This is a genomic window from Ruegeria sp. G10, from assembly GCF_056533645.1.
Map to the genome: position 1 here is coordinate 173,576 of NZ_JBQFOQ010000004.1, position 18,705 is coordinate 192,280.

Consider the following 18,705-nt stretch of genomic DNA (forward strand, 5'->3'; position numbering starts at 1 on the left):
GGAGAAAGTAATGAAACTGAAAACGCTGGGGATGACAGCGGTTGTCGCGTTGGGGACTACGGCGGCATTTGCTGAAGAAGTGCGTGTGTACAACTGGTCGGACTATATCGACGAAGATCTGCTGACCAAATTCGAAGAAGAAACGGGCCTGACCCTGATCTATGACGTGTTCGACAGCAACGAGGTGCTTGAGACCAAGATGCTGGCAGGCGGTTCTGGCTATGATGTTGTGGTGCCGTCGGGCAGCTTCATGAGTCGCCAGATTCAGGCGGGCGCGTTTCAGGAGCTTGATACATCCAAGCTGTCGAATATCGGAAACGTGTGGGATGTGATCGCCGAGCGCGTCGCGCAGTTTGACCCCGGCAACAAGCATTCGGTCAACTATATGTGGGGTACCACCGGGCTGGGCGTCAATGTCGGCAAAGTCAAAGAGGTGCTGGGCGAAGATGCGCCGCTCGACTCGATGGAGTTGATCTTTAACCCCGAGAACATGGAAAAGCTGGCGGCATGCGGTGTCTATTTCCTGGATGCGCCGGACGAGATGGTACCCGCAGCGCTGGTTTATGCTGGGCTTGATCCCAACTCGCATGACAAGGATGACATCGAGAAAGCTGGAGAGGTGTTTGACGCCGTCCGGCCCTATGTGAACAAATTCCACAGCTCGGAATATATAAACGCGTTGGCCAACGGGGATATCTGCGTAGCGGTTGGCTTTTCGGGTGACGTTCTGCAGGCGCGAGACCGTGCCGCTGAAGCGGATAACGGCGTAGAGATCGCCTATAACGCTTTCAAGGAAGGCTCGCAGATGTGGTTTGACCAGATGGCTGTGCCGGTGGATGCGCCGAATCCGGAAGGGGCGCATAGGTTTATCGACTTTATGCTGGATGCGCAGAACATGGCGGCGGCCTCAAACTATGTCTATTACGCCAATGGCAACAAGGCCGCGCAGGAGTTTCTTGAGGCGGATGTGATCAGTGATCCGGCGATCTACCCCTCGGCCGAGGCGATGGGGAACACCTATATCAAGGGGCCGTATCCTCAGAAAACCCAGCGGGTTGTCACGCGTTTGTGGACTAAGGTGAAATCAGGCACCTGATCTGACGATGGCACAAGGCGGAGGGATCGCCTTGTGCCCTTTTCTGTCCAGACCGACAAACGGGGGCCGCTTTGAGTGCTGAAGCCTTTGCGCCGTGGGATGATCCACAGGCGAAACCACTGATCCAATTCCAGAACGTGACCAAGCGCTTTGGTACGTTCACGGCGATCGACGATCTGTCGCTGGATATCTACGAGCGAGAGTTTTTCGCGCTGCTTGGGCCCTCGGGCTGTGGCAAGACCACGATGATGCGCATGCTGGCCGGGTTCGAGACTCCGACCGAGGGTCATATCCTGTTGGGCGGGCAGGACATCGACCCGATCCCGCCAAACAAGCGGGCGGTGAACATGATGTTCCAGTCTTATGCGCTGTTCCCGCATCTCAGCATCTGGGACAATATCGCCTTTGGGCTGCGGCGCGATAACATGCCCAAGCAGGACCTTGAGAACCGCGTCGAAGAGATGTTGCGCCTGACCCGGCTGGAACAATTCGCGCGCCGTAAGCCGCATCAGATCTCGGGAGGGCAACGCCAACGCGTGGCGCTGGCCCGGTCGCTGGCCAAAGCACCCAAGCTGCTGCTGCTGGATGAACCCCTTGGGGCGCTGGACAAGAAATTGCGGCAGGATACGCAGTTCGAACTGATGGACATTCAGGAAAAGACCGGCACCACCTTTGTCATCGTGACCCATGATCAGGAAGAGGCGATGACCGTCGCCAGCCGCGTCGCCGTCATGGACCAGGGCAAGCTGATGCAAGTGGCGACGCCGGATCGGATTTACGAAACACCAAACTCGGTCTATGTCGCTGATTTCATTGGAGATGTGAACATCATCAAAGGCCGTGCAACGGCGCAAGGAGATGAAAGCTATCGTATCGATTGGGCCGAGGGGCAACCTCCGCTCACCGCGACATCAACGACCGGGCTGAGCAATGGGCAGGGCTGTCATCTCGCGATCCGCCCCGAGAAAGTGGCGATTACGTCCGAACGCCCCGCCGATGCGATCAATGCCATTCAGGGTAGGGTGCATGACATCGCTTATCTGGGCAATCTGTCGACCTATCATGTTGAACTGCCAAACGGCACGATCATCAAGGCGCAAACGGCGAACACCCGTCGCATCTCGCGCCGATCCTTCACTTGGGAAGACCCGGTCTGGCTGTCCTGGACAGCAACCGCCGCGGTTTTACTGGAACGCTGATGCGCCGCGCTGTCCTGATCGCCATTCCATATGTCTGGCTGTTGGCGCTGTTCATGGTGCCGTTCTTCATTGTCCTGAAAATCTCGCTATCCGACACGGCCCTGGCCATCCCGCCCTATACCCCGACGCTGGACCTGTCTGCGGGCTGGGCGGGCGTCAAAGATTTCTTCAGCCAGCTTGATCTGGAGAATTTCGTCTGGCTGACCGAGGATGACCTGTACTGGAAGGCCTATCTGTCCAGCGTCAAGATCGCCCTGATTTCAACCTTCTTCACCTTGCTGGTGGGCTATCCCATCGCATATGCCATGGCGCGCGCGCCGGAAGAGTGGCGTCCTGCGTTGATGATGCTGGTGATCCTGCCGTTCTGGACTTCTTTTCTGATCCGCGTCTATGCGTGGATGGGTATCCTCAGCAACGAAGGCTACCTGAACCAGTTTCTGCTGTGGACGGGCCTGATCTCGACGCCATTGACCATTCTGAACACGCAGACTGCGGTCTATATCGGGATTGTCTACACCTATCTGCCCTTCATGATCCTGCCGATCTATTCCGCGCTGGAACGGATGGACGGATCACTGATCGAAGCGGCCGAGGATCTGGGCTGTTCCCGTCTTCAGGCGTTTTGGCTGGTGACGATCCCGCTGTCGCGTCCGGGCATTATCGCCGGATGTTTCCTGGTGATGATCCCGGTGATCGGAGAATTCGTGATCCCCTCGCTGCTGGGCGGGTCCGGCACGCTGATGATCGGCAAGGTGCTGTGGGAAGAGTTCTTTTCGAACCGTGACTGGCCCGTGGCCAGCGCTGTTGCGGTGGTGCTGTTGCTGATCCTGGTGATTCCGATCGTGCTGTTTCAACGCAACCAGCAGAAACAGGCGGAGGCGGATCAATGAACAGGCTGAGCTGGTTCAACGCGGTCTCACTGACGCTGGGGTTCGCGTTCCTCTATATCCCGATGATCATCCTGATCATCTTCAGCTTCAACGAAAGCAAGCTGGTGACGGTCTGGGCCGGTTTTTCGACCAAATGGTACGGAGAGTTATTGCAGAATGAGGCCTTCCTTGATGCGGCATGGGTGACGGTACGTGTCGCCGTATTTTCATCTACGCTGGCGACCATTCTGGGCACGGCGGCAGCTTATGTTCTGGTGCGCGGCGGGCGGTTTTTTGGCCGTACGCTATTCTCGGGCATGGTCTACGCCCCGCTCGTGATGCCCGAGGTGATCACGGGCCTGTCCCTGCTGCTGCTGTTCATCGGTATCGGGTTGGACCGCGGCATCCTGACCATCGTTCTGGCGCACACCACCTTTTCGATGTGCTTTGTTTCGGTCGTCGTGTCCTCGCGGTTGGTGACATTCGATAAATCGCTGGAGGAGGCGGCGCTTGATCTGGGTTGCTCACCAGCGCAGGCCTTTCGCTTGGTGACCCTGCCGATCATCGCGCCTGCGGTAATCTCGGGCTGGCTGTTGGCCTTCACCCTGTCGCTGGATGATCTGGTGATCGCGTCCTTTACTTCTGGGCCGTCCGCGACCACTCTGCCGATCAAGATATTCTCGGCGGTCCGGCTGGGTGTCAGCCCCGAGATCAATGCGTTGTCGACGCTGATGATTGCGGTTGTCACCGTGGGTGTCATCACCGCTTCGCTTGTCACCAAACGGGCGATGATGCGCCAACGGCAGGACGAAATGGCCGCTGCGCGCGCCGAATGAAGCGGATATTCCCGGATTACGCCTATGGCCCTGCACCCCGCTTGGGGTGCTGGTGGGATGAGACTGTTGCAGCCCCGGACTGGCCCGTTCTGGGTGATGATCTGAGCGTCGACGTCGCCATCATCGGCGGTGGTTTCACCGGTCTGTCAGCCGCATTGCATCTGGCTGAAAACGGTGTCTCGGTCGCCGTTCTTGAGGCGGAAACACCAGGTTGGGGCGCCTCTGGCCGAAATGGCGGGTTTTGCTGTCTGGGTGGCTCTAAGCTGAGCCATGCTTCTCTTTCCCGCCGTTATGGCGCGGCTGAGGCAAAAGCCTATCTGCAGGCCGAGAAGGAGGCGGTTTTTCTGGTGGCCGATCTTCTGTCGCGCCACGGGATCGAGGCGGACACCCATTCCAGGGGCGAAACCCAGCTGGCCCATTCCCACCGCGCCATGGAGCGTTTGCGGCGGGACGCCGATGAAAGCGGGTATCTGCACGAGGCCGATGCGTTGCCGGCCCTTGGCCTCGGCGGGCGTTTCTTTGGCGGGTACACCAACCCGGTTGGCTTTGGCCTGAACCCACGGAAATACCTGTTCGGTCTGGCACAGGCCGCGCTGAACGCGGGGGCCAAACTGTTTCAGCAAAGCCCGGTCTTGCGGATTGAGAAAACCGGGCCGGGCCGCCGCCTGACCACCCCTGCCGGTGCTGTGACGGCGGCGCATGTTGTGATCTGTACCAATGGGTATTCCAGCGAAGACCTGCCGCCGTGGATGGCTGCGCGCTATATGCCTGCGCAATCCACGGTACTTGTCACGCGGCCCATGACCCACGCCGAACTGCAGAGGCAGGGGTGGACCTCGGACCAGATGGCCTATGATACGCGCAACCTGCTGCACTATTTTCGCCTGATGCCCGACCGGCGTTTTCTATTTGGTATGCGCGGTGGCTTGCTGTCGTCACCTCGGGCCGAAACCGGCATCCGGCGAAATTTGCTGCGTGATTTCCGCCAGATGTTCCCGGCATGGGAACGCGTTCAGGCAACCCATGTCTGGTCTGGGATGGTGTGTCTGACCCGTGATCTTGTGCCCTTTGCCGGAGCGGTTCCCGGTCATGCCGGGATCTATGCGGGGTTTGCCTATCACGGCAATGGCGTTGCGATGGGAAGCTATTGCGGGCGGGCGCTTGCACGAATGGTGTTGGGACAAGCGGAACCCCTGCCTGCGCCGATTGCCATGCCGCCGCAGCGGTTTCCCCTTGGTCGCTGGCGGCGTGCCCTGATGGTGCCAGCTTATGCAATGCTAGGGCTCGCTGACCTGTAAAGCCGCCGCTTCCAACGCGTAGCCTGATGCATAATCCGCGGCACCGTTTTCGATGCGCCAAAGGCAATAAGCGGCCATGCGCCACGCATACCATGGACGCAGCGCGCAATAGCGTTGCGCTATGGCCGCATCCCCATAGGCCGCCAAAAAACTGCTGATCTCGGTATCCGTCAATGGTGCCCCGCGATACAGCTTTTGCATGGCGGGTGACAGGAAAAGGGCCAGATCCTCGGTCGGATCGCCCCAGGCCGGGCACTGCCAGTCGATCAGGGTCAGTCCACTTTCAGCTTGCAGTATGTTACCCGCAACGGGATCGCCGTGGATCAGGCTTCGGCTGGTCAACGGCAGCACTTTGTTCCTTGGGCGCAATGCCAGCAGCTGATCAGCTTTGTCACCAGAACAGAGGGCGAGTATCTCATGCGTATGCTGGTCAATATCGTCGCTGCCGTTGCAACCGATCGGGGCGTTCAGCGTAGGTTTGGACTGGTGCAGTTTCCGAAGCAGATGGGCAACGTCTCGGACACCGCTGCGCCATGGCATACCGGGCGCGTGGTCATAGTAGACCCAATGCGAATCCCCGAAAGATCCTGTTGCTCGCAGCTTCGGAACGAAGCCCGTGTCGCCGAGCGCCCGCAGGCAAGAGGCCTCAAGCCTGGCATCATTGCGAAACAACGGGTTCCGGAATGGCGCGCGATAGAGTTTGAGGACAGTGCCAGCGTTGCCCGACAGGACTTTCCACACCTGATTGGTCCGCCCACCATAGAGCACCTCGAACCGGACATCCGATGCGATCAGATTTCGGGTGCTCAGCTGGGCCACAAGATCGGGCGGGGGTTGGGTTAGATCAGACAGGAACTTTACCAGTTTCGGGCGAGTCGCGCTGTGCCAAGCTTTGGCGTGCTCCGATGTTCAGATCAAGCGCCCGTACGGATTTGTTTGACTCTCTCGACCTCGACTTTTGCGCCGCTGTCCAGGGTCAGGACGATGCCCCCATCGCCGCTCTGGGCTTCGACGACACGGCTGAAAACCGCGACCGGAGTGTTCGCCAGACGCTTGTCATCCTTAAAGCTTTCAAGTGATGCAGAATAGCTGCCCGGCGGAAACGGGTTTCCGGAACCATCAACACCGGCCCACGCAAACTCGGTCTGGTCAATCGGAATGGCGACGCGGTCCAGAATTTCGCCGCGTGCGTCCCGGATCACCAAGTCGGCCCGGTCGGCTGCGGCCTCGGCTTTGGCGAACATGCTGACCGGTTGCGCCTCAAAGCGAAAGGGTGCTGCGACCTGTACATCCATGCCGACCCAACTGCCAAGCTGTTCAAGGTTGACGGACCCCAGCGTTTGGGTCAGCGCCGTCAATAGCTCATTTGCCTTCACTTGTTGTTCGACCATCGAGAACTGGGCTAATTGCGATGCGTATTCTGATGAATCGAGAGGTTCCAGCGGGTCCTGATTACGTGCTTGCACGGTCAGCATGCGCAAAAACGTCTCGAAATCTGATGCAAGGGCCGAGCGCTGTGCGGTGTTTCCGGCAATGGCGGAGGTGTTGGTGACGGAGTCGGTTGGGCTGATCATCGATCAAAGTCTCATATCAAGGCCGCGATTGGTGCTGACCGACATCGGGCGTGCGGTAGTTTCGACAGCAGTTGCGGCGTCTTCGCGGTCGAAATCTGCGTCGGATTTGGGTTGATCGGACTCGGGGGGCGGATCATGCGATGCGCCCAGGTCCAGCGACAAGCCGCCATATCCCAGCTTCTCGAATTCGGACGACAGGATTGCGATATGGCGACGCATAAGATCCATCGTCTCGGGGCGTTCGGCCACAATGGTCAGGTGGAGCCCGTCGTCTCGTCCGTTGAGCGTGATCGACACGCGCCCAAGCTCTTCCGGATTAAGGGCGATTTCGACGCCGCCTGCGCCGGATTTCGCTGAGATGACGGCGGCCATCTGACCTGCGATCGCCCGCGCGACCTCGGGTCGCGCAGATGCCGGCGACGTGGCGGATATGCCGTCGCGCGGGATATGCGTTGATGTGGCCTCTCTCAGTGCTGGCAGGTCTTGTATGTTAGCCTCAGCCCTCAGATCAGGCGCTTCTTCGGCGTTGTTGGAAGCGGATGGTACCAGCGGCGTGGGCGTTGAGATGGAACGGGGCGATGAGGTTTGAGCGGGCTGGGGTTTTGGGAGCGCCGAAGCAGCGAACCCCTGCGCTTCGGGCGAAGGTGTCTGATGCAAATGCCGGGCGACCGCCTCCATCACCGACACCGTGCCTTTTCGCGGCACCATCTGTTCACCAACCACATTCAGCTCAACCTCGCTGGGCGTGACCTGATTCGTCGGGGCTGATTGCGGCGCTCTGGTTGTTGGGTCGGGTAAACCGGCATCAGCCGGCGGGGCGGTTGACGTGATCGTCGCCTGTCCAAACGACACAGCGGGGATCGTCCTTGTGCCGGTGCCGGGGTCACCCGCCTTGGGGGTGGACCAGCGTTGCAGCGGGCTGGTGTCAGCCCTTTGTTCAGAAAGCGCCTGCAAGCCTGTTTGGGTGTATTCGACTCCATCTGTATCGATATTCTGAAGCTGGGGCGGCGGCGTGGTTTCTTCACTTTCGTGCGGCGCATGCACGACCGTCGCTTGGATTTCCGAGACAGTGAGTGTTTCCTGATCGGAATCCGGCCTCTCGCTCTGCTCGTTTAATGCGTCCTCGAACGCAAACCCACCGGCGGGCTCGCCGTCCGTCCCTTGGACTGCTTCCGATTTGGCCCCATTCCGTGGGGGTGCCGATATCAATGTCAGCGGGTTGGGCATGTGCTGCGACTCCATTTGTCTGGGCTGCAGCTTGCCTTCAGGAAGTTACGTTTATTTTAACTGCTTTCCCGTTTGATCGTGAAAGTTCGAAGCAATTTTCGGAGCAACCGATGACAATTCACGTGGATGCACCCGCGGTCGGCAAAGTGGCGCTTCACCAGAAACTAAAGGCCGCGTCAGTCGAACTTGAGGCGGCGTTTCTGACCGAAATGCTGAAATCCGCAGGTTTGGGTAAAGCGCGCCAAAACCTCGGCGGCGGGGCCGGAGAAGACCAGTTCGCCTCGTTCCTCGTGCAACATCAGGCACGTCAGATGGCGCAATCCGGAGGCATCGGCCTGGCGGAAGTCCTTTTCAACGCAATGATGGAGAAATCCGATGGACAATGATCCAATCAAATCCCTCGAAATCTTGCTGGAGTCCGAAAGAGCGGCGCTGGCGCAGGGCAATCTGGAGGCATTGGATAAACTGACAGCCCACAAAGAGGATCTGATCGGTGCAATCAATGACCTGAAGGTTTTTGAAACTGAGGATCTGATCCGGGTTCAAGGTAAAGTCGAGCGCAACCAAGCCCTTCTTAACAGTGCGGCAGAAGGAATCCGCGCAGTCGCCGACCGGATGTCGGAGTTGCGCAGCGTACGCCAGGAATTCAGCACTTATGATGCCTCAGGCCAACGCACAGGATTCGCGGTGCGGGCCTGCGCCAAGCTGGAAAAGCGCGCATAGACACCGGTTTGATTCAAATCCTCGATATCGGGACTGCAGGTCTTAGCACTCCGTTAGGGGATCACGGTCAAAGGTGGCGATGCACCTGAACAGCAGGTGGCGCGCGGGCCGCAGGGCAAGACGCACAGGTCAGAACGACAGAATGCCTGCCGTTGAGGTGGGGAAAGCAGCGGCGCGAAACGCGCCCTAACGTAAAAAGGATGACAAATATGTCCAGCATTCTGACGAACAATGGCGCGATGGTCGCGCTGCAAACTCTCAAGTCGGTCAACAAGAACCTGGCGCAGACCCAGAACGCGATCTCGACCGGTAAAGACGTCGCCACGGCCAAGGATAACTCGGCGGTGTGGGCGATTTCGAAGGTGATGGAATCCGATGTCAACGGCTTCAACGCGATCAAGGACAGCCTTGCGCTGGGCGAATCGACCGTTGCAGTTGCGCGAAACGCGTCCGAGACGGTGACTGATCTGCTGACCCAGATGAAAGGCAAGATCGTCGCGGCGCAAGAGGACAATGTGGATCGGGCGAAGATCAATGACGACGTCACGGCACTGCGCGATCAGATCGCGTCGGTTGTTGGTGCGGCGCAATTCAACGGCCTGAATCTGGTGAATGGCGGTTCGGGGGCTTCAATCCTTGCCTCGCTGGACCGCGATAACGCCGGCGGCGTAACAGCGTCTTCCATCTCGGTCGCAAGCCAAGACCTTTCCACTGGTGGTTATGCGTCCAAGGGCGTTCTGGCAGGTTCGGACAACGTGACCACTGACAACGACGCAGCGGGTTTCACCATGGATAAATCCGGTGGCTCGGGTGACATCGTGATCGACAGCTCGACCGACAACTTCGCCGCAGGGGATCAGGTTTCGATCACGATCGGCGATAAGGTCGCGTCTTATACGGTGCAGGCCAATGATCTGGATCCTTCGGGCACCTACGACGCGGCTTATACTGACGCAATCGTGGCGGTTGGGCTGAAGAACCAGATCGATGCGCTGGGGATCACCGGCGTCGCTATCGACTATGACTCCGGTGCCCCGGGCACCTTGTCCTTCGTCACCGGCACGGCAACGGCTGGTGCTGATGCTGATCGCGACGTGACCGTTTCGGCCCAGTTCACCAATGCGGGCTCGGGTGGTCTGGGGGCGCTGTCTTCGATTGATGTGTCCACCGATGCTGGCGCTGCTGCGGCGCTGGGTACGATTGAAACACTGATCGATACCGCAATCGATGCCTCGGCGGCCTTCGGTTCTGCGCAGGGTCGGATCGAGACCCAGAAAGAGTTCATCTCGAACCTGTCTGACTCGTTCAAATCCGGTATCGGCTCGCTGGTGGATGCAGATATGGAAGAGACATCGGCCCGTTTGCAGGCGCTTCAGGTGCAGCAGCAGCTGGCGACACAATCGCTGTCGATTGCCAACCAGGCACCGCAATCCATCCTGTCGCTGTTCCGCTAAGTCGGAACCAAATCGGGGCGCGCCTGACGCGCCCCGGACCTGATCGCCCCCCGAAGGACAATTGGAAGGATTTCAAGTGACACCGCAAACGCTTGCTCACCGCGCCTACGCGCAATCGACGGCACCAACGCGCACCCCCAGGGACACGGAATATGAGGCGATTTCAAAGATCACACATCGGCTGAAGGCTGCGGCGGCGCGCAAGGCGACCGATTTTGGTGGCTTCGTGCAGGCGCTGCACGAAAACCGCCGTTTGTGGAGCGTGCTGGCAAGCGGTGTTTCGGACACCGACAACGCCCTGCCGAACGACCTGCGGGCGCGGATTTTCTATCTGGCCGAGTTCACCGAACACCACAGCAGTCAGGTTCTGGGCAACAAAGCAGCGGTTGAACCTCTGCTTGAGATTAACATGGCTGTCCTACGTGGCCTGCGCCAGATGAGGGGCAGCTGATGGGTGGGCTGGTTCTGAAACTTGCCCCGAAAGAAAGGGTTCTGATCAACGGGGTTGTCATTGAAAACGGGGATCGTCGCAGCCGCTTCTCAATCATGACGCCACAGGCCAACGTCTTGCGTTTGCGTGATGCAATCCACCCGGAAGAGGTGAACACGCCGGTGCGGCGCGTCTGCTATGCCGCGCAGCTGGTTCTGTCCGGCGACAGTGAGCCCGAGCATGCGCGCCAGCAATTGCTGCGCCGGGTTGAAGAGTTGAGCCAGGTCTTTACCGACGCCGACAGCCGCCGCGTTTTAGCGGACGCGACCGAGGCGTTGGTGGCTGAACAATACTACAAGTGCCTTAAATCGTTGCGGTCCCTTTTGCCGCGCGAAGAGCGGCTGATGGCCTATCAGCAATGACGTTTCAGCCGGTCATACCAACGGGCGGGCTGGTTGGCTGGCGATTTCTGCAGCGCACGTATGAGGCGCAGTTCCAAAGCTATTCCGCCTCAACGATGAATGAGAGAGAAACGAAGTATTTCCTTGAGAACATAGGCAGCGTGCGTACAGCCGAGGATCTGGTTTCAAACCGGCGGCTGTTGCAGGTGGCGCTGGGGGCGTTCGGTCTGGAGCAGGATCTGGACAACCGGTTTTTCATTCAAAAAGTCCTGTCAGACGGGACGCAGGCGGAGGATGCGTTGGCCAATCGGCTTGCTGATAACAGGTACCGCGACCTCGCCCGTGCCTTCGGGTTCGGGCCGGGGGATGTGCCGAAAACCAACCTGAGCGGCGAGATGCGCAAGATTGCCAACGACAATCTGGTGACCCGCTTTGAGATTTCGGTTGGTGAACAGGATGAGAGCATGCGCATTGCGCTCTACACCCAACACGCCTTGCCGGAGATAGCGGGACAGAGCGGCAGCGCGGATCGGAAGTGGTTCGACCTGATGGGCCTGCCACCTTTGCGCAAGATGATGGAAACGGCGCTTGGCCTGCCGTCGGCTTTTGCGCAACTGGATATCGACAAGCAGCTTGAGGTGTTCAAGGACCGTCTGCAGCGCGTCACCGGGTCTTCGGATCTATCGCAGTTTTCCGACGCCGGAGCGGTCGAGAAACTGACGGATACCTATCTGGCGCGCAATCAGATTAACCAGCTACAGAACACGATCTCGCCCGCGCAGACCGCGCTTATCTTGCTGGGTGGGGGATAAGACCGTCAGGCATCCAGTATGGCATCGGCGGCGGTGCGCATTGCGAAAGACTGAACGGGTTGCGACACGTTGTGCAGCTTTATCGCGCCCAGAGCGATCGCGTGCTGGCAGGCTGGTTCGATATCCTGCGAGACCACGATCCGGTGGCCAATGGTTTTGCCGTACTCTCCCAGGCGTGCGGCGATATTCGCGGCCTGACCGATGACCGTGAAATCCAGCCGCTCGCGCGAGCCGACATTGCCATAGGTCACACGCCCATAGGCAACCCCGATTGAGCAATCACAGTGATGGCCGCTGTCGTCATTACGTAGTCCGGCCAGCTTCTCGACAATCTCGACTGCGGATTGTTGCGCATTTGATCGTGCACGGGCCGGATCATCCCCGGCCGGAAACACGGCGAGCACCGCGTCGCCGATGAACTTAAGAACCTCCCCGTCATGGTCGTGCACGATGCCCGAGACGGTTTCAAAAAATGCGTTCAAGACGGTGATGTAGTCGCTGCGCCCCAACGTCTCTTCTAAAGTGGTCGAGTTGCGCAGGTCGCAGAACATGATCGCGGCATCGATATCGTCGCCGTCACCACGGCGAATCTCGCCGCCCAGAACCCGCGCGCCCGAACGTTTGCCCACATAGGTTTCCAGCAGAACCTGCGCATTTTCGCGCTGCGTGAACACCTCGTAGAACCGCGCGATGACGGATGAGCACTCGAAAACCAGCCCAAGGTTCTCAGTCGTGAAACCGTCGGGATGATCGCAGGTCAGCGTCAGCACGTTGGTGCGCCCGTCCGAGAAGGGCAGCGGCATGGCGACGTAATCGGTCGCGCCCTTGGCGCGCAGGTCCTCGATGATTGGAAAGCTGTTATGCGGGTTGTCGTCGTTCAGCCGCTGGCGCACACCGCCCAGCCCGTTCGAGACATGACGCAGAGGGCTGTTGGTAAAAGCCGGGTGGTCATGGATCTCGTATGTGGGAGTAAAGGTCGAGATCTCTTCCGTGCCCTTTTCCCAGACATAATGCTTGCCCACGATCAAAGGATGCAGCGACCAGACCAGAATGCTGAGGCGCTGAATGGCGATGCCGTGCTCCAGCATTTTCTCGGCCAGCGCTTTGGTAAAGCCGTCAGGTGTGTCCACCTCGGACGCGCCACGCATTAGCCAATCGATCAGGGGGCCGCTAATATTCCCGTCTTCGGGTTGCCGCAGCTTATTGTCGCCAAGGTCGATCCGTGTCGCCGTATCCGGCATGAAACCGATATGGCCCTGAATGGCCTTGCTTTCGGGCAGGGCGTCCTCATAGGCCCAGATCGAATTGCTCAGCCGTTCCTCGGGCAGGCTGATATCGTGGTAGGTCGCGGTGCCTTTAAAGGGGCAGAAGGTCTGCAACTCGGTCTCGGGGCTGAGTTCTACGCATAGATCGTCACGCGGGATGTAGATCGCGGGTGGCAGCCGCGTTTCATACATGACCTTGGCATTGTGGCTTTCGGCCAGCAGGGTTTCGCCGCGATAAACCGCGATCCGCCCGTGCAGCGGTTCGACGGAAATCCCATAGCCTTTGACATTCGGAGTGGCGTGGACGTTCATGGGCAACCTCCCGTGGCCAAGCCCCTTTAGGATGGGCCCTGACGGATGGAATTCCAAGGGTAAGCCTGAATTTTCAGTAGCCAGCACGCCTCAGATCATGTGAATGACGTCTTTTTCGATCGACAGCATATAGCCTTTTTTGGCGATGTTCTTCACCAGCAACTCGCTGACCATCTGATTGCCCAATGCATCGCGCAGGCGTTTGATCCGGGTGGCTCCTGCCGCCTCATCACAATCGGCGGCGTTTTTGCCCGATATCATTGCCTCGATCTGCACGCCCGACAGAACCTCGTCATCCAACCGGGATTCGGCAAGAACCGACAGGGTTTCCATCGCCGCGGGGGTCAGCTTGAAATCCATGTTGTTGAGGTACACCGTATTTTCCTCGCGGCTGATCAGCAGCGAGGTGACCTGAATCCCCGTGCGCTCAATCTGGGCCATGCGGCGGTTGAACAGCACAAGCATGACCAGAAAGACCAGCGCCGCGATCAGCATGGCGCTGGCAAAGACCAGCAACACGAAGATGACCATGCGATAGCTGGACAGCGTATCGGCAAAGGCGGTGCCGGACTGGGCCAGAATCTCAAGCAGGCGAATTTCGGATTGCGAGGTCAGGTCAGCCTCGACAAACAGACGCTCGACCCGGGCATTAAAGGCGTTGGCGTCGGGCAGGGTCCAGAACAGGAAAACGGCGGCGGTCACCAGAATAGCGACGATGGCGGCGATCCCCGCACCTACCAGCCGAACCCCCGAACGACGCGCTTCAGTAACGGAGATAGAATTTTCCGGCATTGGCCTTCCTTCGATCCAACCCGTCCGCTTCGAACACGGACATGACGTTCAACAGGGTCCAGCCGTTCGACTTCAGCCGCTTTGCGACCTCTTTCTGGGCCGACCCCTTTTTGCAGCTTGAGACCTGCATGACGCCATAATGCAGCCGCAGGGGATCATCCTGCTTGGCCTTGTAATCAGCATAGCAATCTGCCGCGACGGCCTGCGACCCAACCGATATCAGGGCCGTCAGAGCCAGAGAAGAGAGGATCTGTTTCATGGGCTGCATCCTGCGCATGGGTTGGGCGGATATTCAATAACCACAAGGGGTTTGCAGCCCTGATATTCGATAACATTGTGCCGTTATTGCTTGTCTGAGCTGGGTGATCGCAGGGTCGGGGCATCACATACGCGGTCCGATACGGGCCTGCCCATCATCCGAAAGGACACGCATCATGCATCGCAAATTCATCGCTCTGATCGTCGCCACCGCCGTCGCCATAACGGGCATATCCGCGTCTCAGGCGCGGGCGGCGGATACACGGGATATCCTGGGCGGGCTTGCCGCGCTCGCGATTCTGGGTGCGGCGGTACATCACTATCAGGATGAAAAGCGCGAAGAAGAAAAGAAGCGCCATAAGTACAAGCAAAAGCACGCCAAGAAGAAAGTGCATAAGCCGCATGTGCGGCCATTGCCCAATCGCGTCGCGCGCTATGACCTGCCGCAGCGTTGCCTGCGTACGTTCGACGCTTATTCGAAGAAGCATCCATTGCTTGGGCCGAATTGCCTCAAGAAGCACTACAAACATGCCGATAGCCTGCCTCACCAATGCAAGGTTGGTTTCTGGAATGGCAAAAAGGTAAGAAGGGCATACGAACCCGCCTGCCTGCGCCAGAAAGGATACCGCGTCGTTTACCAGTAACCGGTTTCGAGCAGGAGTGGCGCCACAGAAGCGCCGCGCTGGAAGAGGGTGGCGCAAGCTGCCCTCTTCTTTTGTCTTGCACCCAGTGGCGAAACGCGGTTTGCCAGAGGCATGTCGACACCTGATTTCGAGCTTGAACAGGCACTGCTGGCGCGTGGATATCTTCGCATCGCCGGGTTGGATGAGGTTGGGCGCGGGCCACTTGCCGGGCCGGTTGTGGCTGCTGCGGTTATTCTGAACCCCGAGGATATTCCCGAAGGTCTGAACGATTCCAAGAAGCTGACCGTCAAGCGCCGCGATGCGCTGGACGCGGCGTTGCGCGACCGGGCTCAAGTGGCGGTGGCCGAGGCAACAGTCGCCGAGATTGACGAACACAATATCCTGCGTGCCTCGCATCTGGCGATGCTGCGCGCGGTTGCGGCGCTGGACCCGGCCCCCGATTTTCTGCTGATTGACGGGAATCTGATCCCTCAGGGCACAAAGCTGCCTTCTCAGGCGGTTGTGAAAGGCGATGCACGGTCGGTGTCGATCGCAGCGGCCTCGATCATTGCCAAGACATGGCGCGATCGGGTGATGGTGGATTTGGCGCAACAGCATCCTGGCTATGGGTGGGAGGCAAATGCAGGTTATCCGACCAAACAGCATCGCGAAGCGCTGCGAAATCTTGGCGTGACCCCACACCATAGACGTTCGTTCAAGCCGGTCCACAATATCTTGTATCAAGAGTAAATCGTAAGCTGCTGATTCAAAAAAGAAATTGACGGCGAATCATCTTTGACTCATCCTTGTCTCAACCAAATGAGCGCAAAAGCGCCGTGGAACTGAGGCAGTGATATGACCACAATCAAGACGAAGGGCGCAGCCGCGCTCCCTTTAAACACGATTCTATCCGGGGACTGCATCGAGGCGATGAACAGTCTGCCCGAGGCGTCGGTTGACCTGATTTTCGCGGACCCGCCGTATAACCTGCAACTGAAAGGTCAGTTGCACCGGCCCGACAATTCTCAGGTCGATGCGGTGGATGATCACTGGGATCAGTTTTCCAGCTTTGGGGCCTATGACCAGTTCACGCGGGAGTGGCTGAAAGCGGCGCATCGTCTGCTCAAGCCCAACGGGGCGATCTGGGTGATCGGATCGTATCACAACATCTTCCGCGTGGGGTCTGCCCTGCAAGACGCGGGATATTGGATTTTGAACGACGTCGTATGGCGCAAGTCGAACCCGATGCCGAATTTCCGGGGCAAGCGCTTCACCAACGCGCATGAGACGATGATCTGGGCCTCGAAACGTGAAGGTGCGAAATACACGTTCAATTACGAGGCGCTGAAGGCGCTGAACGAAGGCGTGCAGATGCGCAGCGACTGGGTGCTGCCGATCTGCACCGGGCATGAGCGTCTGAAAGATGAAAACGGCGACAAGGCGCATCCGACGCAGAAGCCGGAATCGCTGTTGCACCGCGTTCTGATTGGCTCGACCAATCCCGGCGACGTAGTGTTGGACCCGTTCTTCGGTACCGGTACGACCGGGGCCGTTGCGAAAATGCTGGGCCGCGAATTCATCGGGATCGAGCGCGAGGAAAGCTATCGCAAGGTCGCCGAAAAGCGCATCGCCAAGGTGCGTAAATTCGACCGCGAGGCGCTGGAAGTCAGCGCCAGCAAACGCGCCGAGCCGCGCGTGCCGTTTGGCCAATTGGTTGAACGCGGCATGCTGCGCCCGGGTGAAGAGCTGTACTCGATGAACCAGCGCCACAAGGCCAAGGTGCGCGCGGATGGCACACTGGTGGGCGACAACGTCAAAGGCTCGATCCATCAGGTGGGGGCGCATCTGGAAAACGCGCCATCGTGTAACGGCTGGACCTACTGGTGCTTCAAACGCGACGGCAAGACCGTGCCCATCGACGTGTTGCGCCAGCAGATCCGGGCAGAGATGCACAACTGAATACCGCCGGTGCCTGTGGCCTGACACAAGGCACTATTGCCTTGCCCCGCCGATGATCCGGCGGGGTCTTTTGTTTTGGCGTCAACAATGGTTGCATGGGACACCCCGAATATGTCGCAAGAAAGATCACGGCCATGACCGAGACCACCGCGCGCAGACCCCGCAGCCTGTTCATCACACAGCCCGATCCCATCGAACCGGACAACAAATACACCGAGGCCGCCCTAGAACGACACAAGCGCGAAGGGCTTGAACTGGCCGTGCGCGCCCGCTGGGTGGCGATGGCGTTGACCGGTGTGCTGCTGATCTTTCTCAACCCGCATCCTGAGGTGCTGTGGTATCACTTCATCCTGCTGCTGATCTGCGCCAATGGCTGGCTGATCCGCCGCGCAGGGCGCGTAGGGCAATCGCGGACCGAGCTGCTTTTGATCTTTGTCGACTTGCTGATCATGACGCTGGGCATGATCGTGCCCAACCCGTTCAGCGATGATGTGCGGCCTTTGGCGATGCAATACCGGTTCGATAACTTCCAGTATTTCTTCATCATTCTGGCAGCGGGCACGCTGGCTTATTCCTGGCGCACGGTCATTGCTATCGGGTCGTGGACGGCGATGATGTGGACGGCGGGCTGGATCATCGCGTGGTGGGTCTCGACCCCTATTCCGGGGATCAGTGAGCGTGTGGCGGCGGCGCTGCAGGGCTACCCCGATGTCGCCGAGTTGCTGGATCCCAACAGCTTCATGGTGCCGCAGCGCATCCAGCAGGTGATTGTCTTTGTCATGGTGGCGGTGACGCTGGGCCTGTCGATGCAGCGGCTCAATCGCTTGCTGATAAGCAATGCCGGGCTGGAGCGCGAGCGGGCCAACCTGTCAAGGTATTTCTCGCCCAATGTAGTGGACGAGCTCAGCCAGAACGATGAGCCTTTGAAGCAGATCCGCAAAGAGGATGTGGCGGTTCTGTTCATCGATATTGTCGGGTTCACCAAATACGCGGCCGGGCGCGACCCCTACGAAGTGATCGAGGTGCTGCGCGGGTTCCACGCCCGGATGGAGACCGAGGTATTCCGCCACCACGGGACGTTGGACAAGTATCTTGGCGACGGGTTGATGGCGACCTTTGGCACGCCGGTCCCTACGCCGCTGGACGCCAGCAACGCGCTGAACTGCGCGCGTGCGATGGCCGAGGTGATGGACCGTTGGAATCTGGATCGCCGCCGTGCGGGTGAGCCCGAGATCAATGTAGGAATCGGGGTGCACTATGGTTCGGTCGTGCTGGGGGACATTGGCGCGAACCGTTTGGAGTTTGCGGTGATCGGTGATGCCGTGAATGTCGCCGCGAAGCTTGAGGCGCTGACCCGTGACTTTCGCGCCCGCATCATCGTCAGCGATGCCACTCGGACGCGGGTCGTGGAAGAAAACCCCTCGGTGGCCGATGTCATGACGGGTTTTGAGGCTAGGCGCCGCCAAGCCGTGCGTGGTGTCGAGATACCGATGGATGTCTGGGTGATGACGGGCTAGGGTCCTCCCGCCCATCCGTGCAGCATCAAAGATGCAGCCCTGACGGTTGGGCCGGGCAGC

General features: G+C 59.1%; 21 protein-coding genes. 15 read left to right on the forward strand and 6 right to left on the reverse strand.

The genetic code is table 11. The features are described 5' to 3' along the window. The first annotated feature begins 10 nt into the window (after positions 1 to 10). The 5 genes from ACR0KM_RS09425 (at position 11) to ACR0KM_RS09445 (ending at position 5,298) form a co-directional block, all read left to right on the forward strand. On the forward strand, positions 11 to 1,096 hold the full coding sequence (locus ACR0KM_RS09425; RefSeq protein ID WP_480824463.1) for a polyamine ABC transporter substrate-binding protein: 1,086 nt from the start codon (positions 11 to 13) through the stop codon (positions 1,094 to 1,096). A gap of 71 nt (positions 1,097 to 1,167) precedes the next feature. After that, a complete protein-coding gene (locus ACR0KM_RS09430) occupies positions 1,168 to 2,295 on the forward strand; it encodes an ABC transporter ATP-binding protein (RefSeq protein ID WP_480824465.1) in 1,128 nt (375 codons plus the stop codon). After that, positions 2,295 to 3,185 carry an ABC transporter permease subunit gene (locus tag ACR0KM_RS09435; protein WP_480824467.1) on the forward strand — a complete coding sequence of 297 codons (891 nt, stop codon included), beginning with the start codon at positions 2,295 to 2,297 and terminating at the stop codon, positions 3,183 to 3,185. Before ACR0KM_RS09430 ends, ACR0KM_RS09435 begins: the two co-directional genes overlap by 1 nt. Then, positions 3,182 to 4,000, forward strand: a complete 819-nt coding sequence (locus ACR0KM_RS09440; protein ID WP_480824469.1) for an ABC transporter permease — start codon at positions 3,182 to 3,184, stop codon at positions 3,998 to 4,000. The genes ACR0KM_RS09435 and ACR0KM_RS09440 overlap by 4 nt, the downstream gene beginning before the upstream one ends. Then, entirely contained in the window at positions 3,997 to 5,298 is a 1,302-nt protein-coding gene (locus tag ACR0KM_RS09445) for an NAD(P)/FAD-dependent oxidoreductase (RefSeq protein WP_480858812.1), read from the forward strand. Before ACR0KM_RS09440 ends, ACR0KM_RS09445 begins: the two co-directional genes overlap by 4 nt. Here the strand turns inward: ACR0KM_RS09445 and ACR0KM_RS09450 are convergent. The 3 genes from ACR0KM_RS09450 to ACR0KM_RS09460 form a co-directional block, all read right to left on the reverse strand. Continuing rightward, entirely contained in the window at positions 5,278 to 6,117 is an 840-nt protein-coding gene (locus ACR0KM_RS09450; protein ID WP_480858813.1) for a phosphotransferase, read from the reverse strand. The two genes, ACR0KM_RS09445 and ACR0KM_RS09450, sit on opposite strands and share 21 nt — an antisense overlap. Positions 6,118 to 6,212: 95 nt before the next feature. Beyond that, entirely contained in the window at positions 6,213 to 6,872 is a 660-nt protein-coding gene (locus ACR0KM_RS09455; protein WP_480858815.1) for a flagellar hook capping FlgD N-terminal domain-containing protein, read from the reverse strand. A gap of 3 nt (positions 6,873 to 6,875) precedes the next feature. Next, the gene (locus ACR0KM_RS09460) at positions 6,876 to 8,099 is read right to left on the reverse strand and encodes a flagellar hook-length control protein FliK (protein WP_480858817.1); all 1,224 of its coding nucleotides are present in this window, start codon (positions 8,097 to 8,099) and stop codon (positions 6,876 to 6,878) included. Positions 8,100 to 8,209: 110 nt separating this feature from the next. Between ACR0KM_RS09460 and ACR0KM_RS09465 the strand changes: the two genes are divergently transcribed. The 6 genes from ACR0KM_RS09465 to ACR0KM_RS09490 all read left to right on the forward strand — a co-directional run bounded on the left by ACR0KM_RS09465 (position 8,210) and on the right by ACR0KM_RS09490 (position 11,919). Continuing rightward, a complete protein-coding gene (locus tag ACR0KM_RS09465; RefSeq protein WP_480858819.1) occupies positions 8,210 to 8,485 on the forward strand; it encodes a rod-binding protein in 276 nt (91 codons plus the stop codon). After that, entirely contained in the window at positions 8,475 to 8,822 is a 348-nt protein-coding gene (locus ACR0KM_RS09470; RefSeq protein WP_480858821.1) for a flagellar biosynthesis protein FlgN, read from the forward strand. The genes ACR0KM_RS09465 and ACR0KM_RS09470 overlap by 11 nt, the downstream gene beginning before the upstream one ends. Positions 8,823 to 9,031: 209 nt before the next feature. Then, on the forward strand, positions 9,032 to 10,276 hold the full coding sequence (locus ACR0KM_RS09475) for a flagellin N-terminal helical domain-containing protein (protein WP_480824483.1): 1,245 nt from the start codon (positions 9,032 to 9,034) through the stop codon (positions 10,274 to 10,276). 76 nt (positions 10,277 to 10,352) lie between these two features. Continuing rightward, positions 10,353 to 10,727, forward strand: coding sequence for a flagellar biosynthesis regulator FlaF (gene flaF, locus ACR0KM_RS09480; RefSeq protein WP_480824485.1), 375 nt, complete (start codon positions 10,353 to 10,355; stop codon positions 10,725 to 10,727). Continuing rightward, entirely contained in the window at positions 10,727 to 11,128 is a 402-nt protein-coding gene (flbT, locus tag ACR0KM_RS09485; protein ID WP_480824487.1) for a flagellar biosynthesis repressor FlbT, read from the forward strand. The genes flaF and flbT overlap by 1 nt, the downstream gene beginning before the upstream one ends. Continuing rightward, the gene (locus ACR0KM_RS09490; protein ID WP_480858823.1) at positions 11,125 to 11,919 is read left to right on the forward strand and encodes a DUF1217 domain-containing protein; all 795 of its coding nucleotides are present in this window, start codon (positions 11,125 to 11,127) and stop codon (positions 11,917 to 11,919) included. Before flbT ends, ACR0KM_RS09490 begins: the two co-directional genes overlap by 4 nt. Before the next feature lie 5 nt (positions 11,920 to 11,924). Here the strand turns inward: ACR0KM_RS09490 and ACR0KM_RS09495 are convergent, their stop codons facing one another. The 3 genes from ACR0KM_RS09495 to ACR0KM_RS09505 form a co-directional block, all read right to left on the reverse strand. Continuing rightward, on the reverse strand, positions 11,925 to 13,496 hold the full coding sequence (locus ACR0KM_RS09495) for a DUF427 domain-containing protein (protein ID WP_480858825.1): 1,572 nt from the start codon (positions 13,494 to 13,496) through the stop codon (positions 11,925 to 11,927). A 90-nt stretch (positions 13,497 to 13,586) separates the two neighbouring features. Continuing rightward, on the reverse strand, positions 13,587 to 14,288 hold the full coding sequence (locus ACR0KM_RS09500; protein WP_480858826.1) for a winged helix-turn-helix domain-containing protein: 702 nt from the start codon (positions 14,286 to 14,288) through the stop codon (positions 13,587 to 13,589). Continuing rightward, a complete protein-coding gene (locus tag ACR0KM_RS09505) occupies positions 14,260 to 14,547 on the reverse strand; it encodes a hypothetical protein (RefSeq protein WP_480824495.1) in 288 nt (95 codons plus the stop codon). Before ACR0KM_RS09505 ends, ACR0KM_RS09500 begins: the two co-directional genes overlap by 29 nt. Positions 14,548 to 14,722: 175 nt before the next feature. Between ACR0KM_RS09505 and ACR0KM_RS09510 the strand changes: the two genes are divergently transcribed. The 4 genes from ACR0KM_RS09510 (at position 14,723) to ACR0KM_RS09525 (ending at position 18,645) form a co-directional block, all read left to right on the forward strand. Then, positions 14,723 to 15,190, forward strand: coding sequence for a hypothetical protein (locus ACR0KM_RS09510; RefSeq protein ID WP_480824497.1), 468 nt, complete (start codon positions 14,723 to 14,725; stop codon positions 15,188 to 15,190). Between the two features lie 111 nt (positions 15,191 to 15,301). Then, entirely contained in the window at positions 15,302 to 15,919 is a 618-nt protein-coding gene (locus ACR0KM_RS09515; RefSeq protein WP_480858828.1) for a ribonuclease HII, read from the forward strand. 105 nt (positions 15,920 to 16,024) lie between these two features. Then, positions 16,025 to 17,128 (forward strand): DNA methyltransferase, encoded by a 1,104-nt coding sequence (locus ACR0KM_RS09520; RefSeq protein WP_480519501.1) that lies wholly within the window; start codon positions 16,025 to 16,027, stop codon positions 17,126 to 17,128. Positions 17,129 to 17,262: 134 nt separating this feature from the next. Beyond that, on the forward strand, positions 17,263 to 18,645 hold the full coding sequence (locus tag ACR0KM_RS09525) for an adenylate/guanylate cyclase domain-containing protein (RefSeq protein ID WP_480858830.1): 1,383 nt from the start codon (positions 17,263 to 17,265) through the stop codon (positions 18,643 to 18,645). The last annotated feature ends 60 nt before the right edge of the window (positions 18,646 to 18,705 follow it).